Below are 7,357 nucleotides of genomic sequence, written 5' to 3' on the forward strand. Positions count from 1 at the left end.
GTTATATAAGAGAGAAATAAGTTTTTTGTCGGATCGAGTACGTTAAAATACGATCATTAACTGGTATTTTTTTGATCCTAGTCATTTCTCCGAGCTGTGTTTAACTTTTTTCTGCTAGCTTGTTTTTCTTGAATCTCAAATTTTTTTCCACATTACAAAATTGAGAACAAGGTCATGAATTGAACATGCAAAAGTACTTTCAATCTCTTGCATATAGACTACGCTCTATGCGTCTCTCGGCAGTCCCTTCTCGACTATCCTTATTAAGCGTTGCTTTTTCGTCTCTATAGATGAATTACTCTCAGTGGGGAGTTGATTCAGTTGCTCTGTCAAAGCCCATTTAATGTGCTCATCAAGTAATTTATTTTCACCTTGCCGACTTTCCAGCGCATCTATGATTCGCTGACTATATTCTGCATTACCAAGTGCGACAGCGATGTTACGTAGCCACTGTATATGACCAATACGACGGATAGCGGAGCCTTCCATATTTTTTAGAAAAGTCGCTTCATCCCAGTTAAACATGTCGACGAGGTCAGGGTTTTTGAAACTGTCACGACGGTGGAAATCATCTTGCTCCGTTATGTCGGCGTAGCGGTTCCATGGGCAAACCAATTGACAGTCGTCACAACCATAAATGCGGTTACCCATTGGCTTTCGAAACTCTTCAGGAATCACGCCATCGAACTCGATGGTGAGATAAGAGATACAACGCCTGGCATCGACAACTTTGTCTTCAACGATGGCTTGTGTTGGGCATGATGTAATGCATGCTTTGCATTTACCGCACTGATCAACGCTTGGCTCATCTACGGGTAGTGGTAAGTCGATAAGTAGTTCACCTAAAAAGAACCACGATCCACAGTCTTGATCTAAAATCAGGGAATGTTTCCCGGCCCAACCTAAGCCCGCTTTTTGGGCGAGAGGTCGCTCTAATATTGGTGCGGAATCAACGAAAGGTCGGTAACCATATTGACCAACCTCTTGTTCAATAAGTTTGCCGAGCTTATTTAGCTGCTTTCTGACGAGCTTGTGATAATCGCGCCCTAGTGCGTAGCGGCTAATATAGGCATGACTTTTATTCGCGAGGTTCGAAGCGAATTGAGCCTCTGGTGGCAGATAGTCCATCCGGACACTGATAACACGAACGGTTCCCGGGAGTAGCTCATGGGGTCTAGCACGCATCATACCGTGACGAGCCATCCAATCCATTGAGCCGTGATAGCCTGCATCAAGCCATTTTTGTAGTGCTGCTTCATGTTCACTCAGATCAACGTCGCAGATCCCAACTTTTTGGAAGCCGAGTTCTTTTCCCCAAACTTTGATTTGTTGTGCGAGTTGTTCGTAGTTCATGTTAACCACCGGAATAAAGGGGGGCGGATCTTAACGGATCTCTGGCTTTGGTGCTACCCAGTTAGGTACGTTTTTGATGTTGTGAATACTGCTTATTGAAGTCATTTGCATATATTCTAAATCTAGGTCGATACTAAGATGATTAAGATACCGTTTATTGGATACTTTTTTCGCACATATGACATTTGAAAGCTTGTCTCTCAAAACCAACACGGTTTACTATTCCTGTTCTTTTGATTTTTATATAGTCAACGATCATTAGTTAGAGAAGCATCAATGAGCACGAAACAATTCAATTTAAAAGATGAGCATGAAACGGTTGCACTAGGCACCGCTTTGGCTCAGCTTTGTTCCCAGCAAACCACAATTTATCTGCATGGTGATTTGGGTGCAGGTAAAACAACCTTTAGTCGTGGTTTTGTCCGTGCTCTTGGTCATCAAGGTAACGTGAAAAGTCCAACTTATACTCTAGTCGAACCGTACCAGTTGGATCAGTGGCAAGTATATCACTTCGACCTTTATCGTCTTGCGGATCCTGAAGAGCTTGAGTTTATGGGTATTCGAGACTATTTCACAGACGATGCGATTTGCTTGGTTGAATGGCCTGAAAAAGGGCATGGCTTACTGCCACAACCGGATCTTGATGTAAACATTCGCTACCAAGGTGAGCAACGTGTAGCCGAACTAACAGCTAATAATGATTATGGTGTGCAGTTACTCAGTCGATTGGAGCTATGTTGAGTTTTTCAAATTTTAGAGTAGTGGCGACGTTTGTCGCCACTTTTCTCCTTCTCATCCCCAATTTAGCATTTGCTAACGTCGTTAAGAGTTTTCGAGTTTGGCCTTCACCTGATGAAACGCGTGTTGTCATCGATTTAGGCTCGGAAGCTGACTATTCCTATTTCTCTTTATCAGGGCCGGATCGCCTTGTCGTGGATTTAAAAAGCACGACGATGCAGGCCAGACTGCCTGTTACTGTTACGGATAGCCCTGTTTTAAAACTGGTACGAAAAAGCTCGCCTCCAGAGAAGGGCACTTATCGTTTGGTGTTTGAACTAAAAAAGAGCGTTCAAGCGGAATTATTTAAATTAAGCCCAACACCAGGTGGGCAGTATGGTCACCGCTTGGTGATTGATTTACCGCACGGTAAGAAGGCATCGACCTCTAAACCGAGTAAGCCAGCGGCGGCCAGCAAAGACATGAGTTCAGTTCAACGAGCTCAAGAAGTGTTAATTGTTATCGACCCTGGTCACGGTGGGGAAGACCCTGGCTCTATTGGCCCTTCACGTCGTAAGTACGAGAAAGATGCGGTATTGAGTATCTCAAGAAAAATTGCTGCTCAGCTCGATGCGACTCCTGGTATTAAAACGCGCATGACTCGTACGGGAGATTATTTTGTAAACTTAAACCGTCGTGTCGCGATTGCTCGTGAAAATGATGCGCACTTGCTGATTTCCATTCACGCAGATGCGTTTACTTCACCGAAGCCTCGCGGTGGATCGGTCTTCGTACTAAATACTCGTCGTGCAAATACCGAAATTGCTCGTTGGGTCGAGAACCATGAGAAACAGTCTGAGTTATTGGGCGGCTCGGGTAATGCGTTCTTCACGAAGACAAAAGATCGTAACGTGAACCAAACTTTGTTGGACTTGCAGTTTAGTCATTCACAAAAAGAAGGCTATAAGCTGGCAACAGAAATCCTAGGTGAGATGGGACGTGTTGCGCACCTGCATAACACCAAACCGATCAACACCAGCCTTGCGGTTTTACGCTCTCCACAGATTCCGTCTGTGCTAGTGGAAACGGGCTTTATTTCTAACCCAACAGAAGAGCGTTTACTGTTTCAACGAGCGCACCAAGATAAGTTAGCTCAGGCTATCACTAAGGCGGTCGTCAAGTACTTAAAAGATAACCCACCAGAGGGTACGGTGTTCTCGCCTTCAGCGAAGCCAATGGTACATATTGTAAAGCGTGGCGAGTCATTATCGGTGATCGCGAACAAATATGGGCTTAGCTCTAAAGCGCTGATGTCGGCAAACAACTTGAAGTCGACAGGCTTGGCAATTGGTCAGAAGCTCAACATTCCTTCTGCTGGTACGATTAAAGTGCCAAGTAAACCGATTACTGTTGAGACAGAAACCATTACGCACAAGGTTAAGTCTGGTGAGTTCTTAGGTAAGATTGCGAATCACTATAAAGTGAAGGTTTCAGATATCCGCCGAGAGAATAACTTGAAGTCAGATACCTTGTGGGTAGGGCAAAAGTTGAAGATAACGGTCGCGGTAAAAGATAAACCGATTCGTAAGCACAAGGTTTCTCGGGGTGAGTTCCTTGGCAAAATAGCGTCCAAATACGGCGTTAGCGTATCGAGCATTCGTAAAGCGAATAACTTACGCTCTGATCAGCTAGCGGTTGGGCAAGTCCTGATCATTCCAAACAAGTAGGTGAGCTTCTAACTCATTATGACGATTAAAATTTTGCCAGCCAGACTTGCAAACCAAATCGCCGCAGGGGAAGTGGTCGAAAGACCTGCTTCTGTGATTAAAGAGCTGGTTGAAAATAGTCTTGATTCTGGCGCAACTCGAATCGATATCGATATCGAGAAAGGAGGCGCAAAGCTGATTCGTGTTCGTGATAACGGAAAAGGTATCGCGAAAGATGAACTTGGCTTAGCGCTCAGTCGTCATGCGACATCTAAGATACATACCTTAGATGATCTCGAAGCCATTATGAGTCTAGGTTTTCGCGGTGAAGCGTTAGCCAGTATTAGCTCAGTCTCGCGTTTGACGCTCACGTCGCGTCCTGCGGCACAAGAAGAAGCCTGGAGTGCCTACTCCGAAGGGCGTGATATGCAGGTGAAGCTTAAGCCAGCAGCGCACCCGATTGGCACGACTGTTGAGGTGTTGGACTTATTTTTTAATACTCCAGCGCGTCGCAAGTTTCTTCGTACGGAGAAAACCGAATTTGCTCATATTGATGAGTTATTGAAACGCATTGCGTTAAGCCGCTTTGATGTCACCATCAATGTGCGTCATAACGGCAAGATCATCCGTCAATATCGCGCGGCGAAAAATCAGCTTCAAACCGAAAAGCGTATTGCTGCTGTCTGCGGTAATGCGTTTGTGCGGCATATGCTCAGAATCGAGCTTGAGCATCAAGGGTTAAAGTTACATGGGTGGATTACCACACCAGAGGGAGCAAGGCAGCAAAGCGATTTACAATATTGCTATGTGAATGGCCGAATGATGCGTGACAAATTAATCAATCACGCGATTCGTCAAAGCTATGAAATGAGCTTAAAGCCAGATCAGTTTGCTGCGTATGTGCTCTTTATTGAGCTAGATCCGCACCAAGTAGATGTGAATGTTCACCCTGCTAAGCATGAAGTGCGTTTCCACCAAGCTCGTTTGGTGCATGATTTCATCTATCAAGCTTTGACGGATGCACTTTCACAAAGCGCCGTGATTGATAAACCACAGGTGAATGAATCGGCATTTCATCGCGTGGAACCGACTGAGTCTGAAGAGATTGAGCATTCGCCAGAGCCTGAAAAAGTACAAGAGCCAGCATCTTCACCAGTACCAGAACGGGTTTATCAAGCGATAGAGAGTACACCGGCTTATCCTGGACGCAGTGATTATGAAGTGAAGCCTCGTAATAGCGGTCCTAGTGAAACCTCCGTGCGAGAGGCGCGCGTAGTGGAGTCATTCAAACGTAATGATTGGGTGGAATCCAAACCCGCACCAAAGCCAAGTCACAGTAAAGAGCGCCACGTAGAACCAGCGCCAACTAAACAAGAAGTACGCGCTTATCACGAGCTGTTGAAAACGCCAGAGTTTGAGGCTCAGGCAGTCACTCCAATAGCGCCCCAAACGATAACTTCGCACACATCAATGCCATCGATTACTGCATTAGGCAAAGCGCTGATGGTGGTCGATGAACAATTTGTTTTGATGGGCAGTGACAGTGGGGCGGCGTTAGTCTCGTTACCTAGAGCAGAATTTTATCGTGTAAAAGGCCAGCTCACTCCAAGCGATGGTGCACTCAAGGCACAACCTCTGCTTGTTCCTCTATCTATTAAGTTAGAGGCCGAATTAGTGAGACTGGCCCAAGATTATCAACAAGATTTGGCATTGCTTGGTATTCAATTGAAAGCGAGAAACGAGCACGCCTTAATGGTGATGGGCGTCCCAGCTCCGCTGCGTCAACAAAACTTACAAAATTTAGTACCAGATCTGTTATCTTACGCGCAATCTTGTGTGAACGAAGGTATAGCAGCGGCTCAGATGCTGTCTGAGTTGATAGATTGGCTCGCATTACAGGTCACGACAGTGAAGAGTCACTATACTTTTTCTGAAGCCATTCAAATTATTGCGGAACTTGAACAGCTAAGACATGGTCAATTGCCATTAGAAGATACAAAATTCGTATCCGCTGTTGATTTCTCTGCCACGATAGCCAAATTAAAACCATGACAGATAAACTACCTTTGGCGCTATTTTTAATGGGGCCAACTGCATCAGGCAAAACTGAGCTGGCGATTCGTCTTCGTCAAAAATTTCCGGTTGAGATCATCAGTGTTGATTCTGCTTTGATCTACAAAGGGATGGATATCGGTACGGCGAAACCGGATGAAAAAGAGTTAAGTTTGGCGCCTCATCGCTTGATAGATATTTTGGACCCAAGTGAATCTTACTCTGTCGCCGACTTTCGTCGAGATGCATTGAGAGCGATGGATGATATTGTTGCAGAAGGAAAAATTCCACTTCTTGTGGGTGGAACAATGCTGTATTACAAGGCGTTACTTGAAGGTTTATCACCACTTCCTGCTGCAAATCCTGAAATTCGTCAGCAAATTGAACAAGAGGCATTGACTAAAGGTTGGTCAGTGTTGCACGATGAACTCAAAGAGGTTGATCCTGTGTCAGCCGCGAGAATCCATCCCAATGATCCCCAACGTTTATCTCGGGCATTGGAAGTTTTTCGCATTTCAGGTAAAACTTTGACTGAATTGACTCAAACGAAAGGTGAAAGCCTACCATACCGAGTCAAGCAGTTTGCAATAGCTCCCAAGGATAGGGCAGAACTTCACCGTCGGATTGAACTCCGTTTCGAGAAGATGATGGAAGCGGGCTTTGAAGAAGAAATGAAAGCGTTACATTCGCGAAAAGATCTTCACCCCGATCTTCCTTCCATACGATGCGTCGGTTACCGACAGATGTGGGAGTATTTAGATGGGGAGTGTACACGTGACGAAGCGGTATTTCGTGGCGTATGCGCGACTCGTCAATTGGCCAAGCGTCAAATCACCTGGTTACGCAGCTGGGATGATTTAACTTGGTTGGATAGCGAGAACATTGAACAGGCATTAGAAACGATGTCGGAAGCAATAGCATCTGATTGACATAGCTGTGTATAATGTGATCGTTTTTGCGTGAACGCACTCTCAAAGGATCTGTTGTTGGCGGTTTTTATACTATGCTGCTAATTACTTAGAGTGCATTTTTGATTCGTTTAGCTCAGATGCAAAAGCCGTATCTTTTGCATTGCACCACTAGCTAAATAATTACAACTACAAATTAAATAAGGAAAATAAAAATGGCTAAGGGGCAATCTCTACAAGACCCATTTCTAAACGCGCTACGTCGTGAGCGTATCCCGGTATCTATCTACCTTGTGAATGGTATTAAACTACAAGGTCAGATCGAATCATTCGATCAATTTGTGATCCTGCTGAAGAATACTGTTAACCAAATGGTGTACAAGCACGCGATCTCAACAGTTGTGCCGGCTCGTCCAGTGAGCCATCACAGCGGTGAACGTCCACAAGGTGAGCGTCCACAAGAGAAATCAGAAGATTAATTCTTCATCGAGTATTTTTAAAATAAGGAGTTGATTGCTTGTTTGACCGTTATGAATCCGGTGAGCGAGCCGTACTTGTTCATATCAACTTCACGCAAGAAGGTGAATGGGAAGATCTGGCTGAGTTCGAAATGCTGGTTTC

Annotated in this window: 6 protein-coding genes; 5 read left to right on the top strand and 1 reads right to left on the bottom strand. The window is 45.0% G+C overall.

Translation table 11 applies throughout. From position 1 onward, the window contains the following. Nucleotides 1-225: 225 nt before the first annotated feature. Nucleotides 226-1,353 carry a tRNA epoxyqueuosine(34) reductase QueG gene (gene queG / locus CAG68_RS18725; RefSeq protein WP_025768797.1) on the bottom strand — a complete coding sequence of 376 codons (1,128 nt, stop codon included), beginning with the start codon at nucleotides 1,351-1,353 and terminating at the stop codon, nucleotides 226-228. 276 nt (nucleotides 1,354-1,629) lie between these two features. Here queG and tsaE point away from each other — a divergent pair, with 276 nt between their 5' ends. The 5 genes from tsaE (at nucleotide 1,630) to hfq (ending at nucleotide 7,215) form a co-directional block, all read left to right on the top strand. Continuing rightward, complete coding sequence (gene tsaE, locus CAG68_RS18730; RefSeq protein ID WP_005381372.1) at nucleotides 1,630-2,094, top strand: tRNA (adenosine(37)-N6)-threonylcarbamoyltransferase complex ATPase subunit type 1 TsaE; 465 nt, start codon at nucleotides 1,630-1,632, stop codon at nucleotides 2,092-2,094. Beyond that, nucleotides 2,088-3,797, top strand: a complete 1,710-nt coding sequence (locus CAG68_RS18735; RefSeq protein ID WP_025768796.1) for an N-acetylmuramoyl-L-alanine amidase — start codon at nucleotides 2,088-2,090, stop codon at nucleotides 3,795-3,797. Before tsaE ends, CAG68_RS18735 begins: the two co-directional genes overlap by 7 nt. Nucleotides 3,798-3,815: 18 nt before the next feature. Further along, the gene (gene mutL, locus CAG68_RS18740) at nucleotides 3,816-5,828 is read left to right on the top strand and encodes a DNA mismatch repair endonuclease MutL (RefSeq protein ID WP_025768795.1); all 2,013 of its coding nucleotides are present in this window, start codon (nucleotides 3,816-3,818) and stop codon (nucleotides 5,826-5,828) included. Next, nucleotides 5,825-6,757 (top strand): tRNA (adenosine(37)-N6)-dimethylallyltransferase MiaA, encoded by a 933-nt coding sequence (gene miaA, locus CAG68_RS18745; RefSeq protein WP_054577180.1) that lies wholly within the window; start codon nucleotides 5,825-5,827, stop codon nucleotides 6,755-6,757. Before mutL ends, miaA begins: the two co-directional genes overlap by 4 nt. A gap of 194 nt (nucleotides 6,758-6,951) precedes the next feature. Then, nucleotides 6,952-7,215 (top strand): RNA chaperone Hfq, encoded by a 264-nt coding sequence (gene hfq / locus CAG68_RS18750; protein ID WP_005381379.1) that lies wholly within the window; start codon nucleotides 6,952-6,954, stop codon nucleotides 7,213-7,215. The last annotated feature ends 142 nt before the right edge of the window (nucleotides 7,216-7,357 follow it).

The sequence above is a fragment of the Vibrio sp. V42_P2S4T144 genome, from assembly GCF_009904715.1.
Classification (GTDB): Bacteria; Pseudomonadota; Gammaproteobacteria; order Enterobacterales; family Vibrionaceae; genus Vibrio; species Vibrio alginolyticus.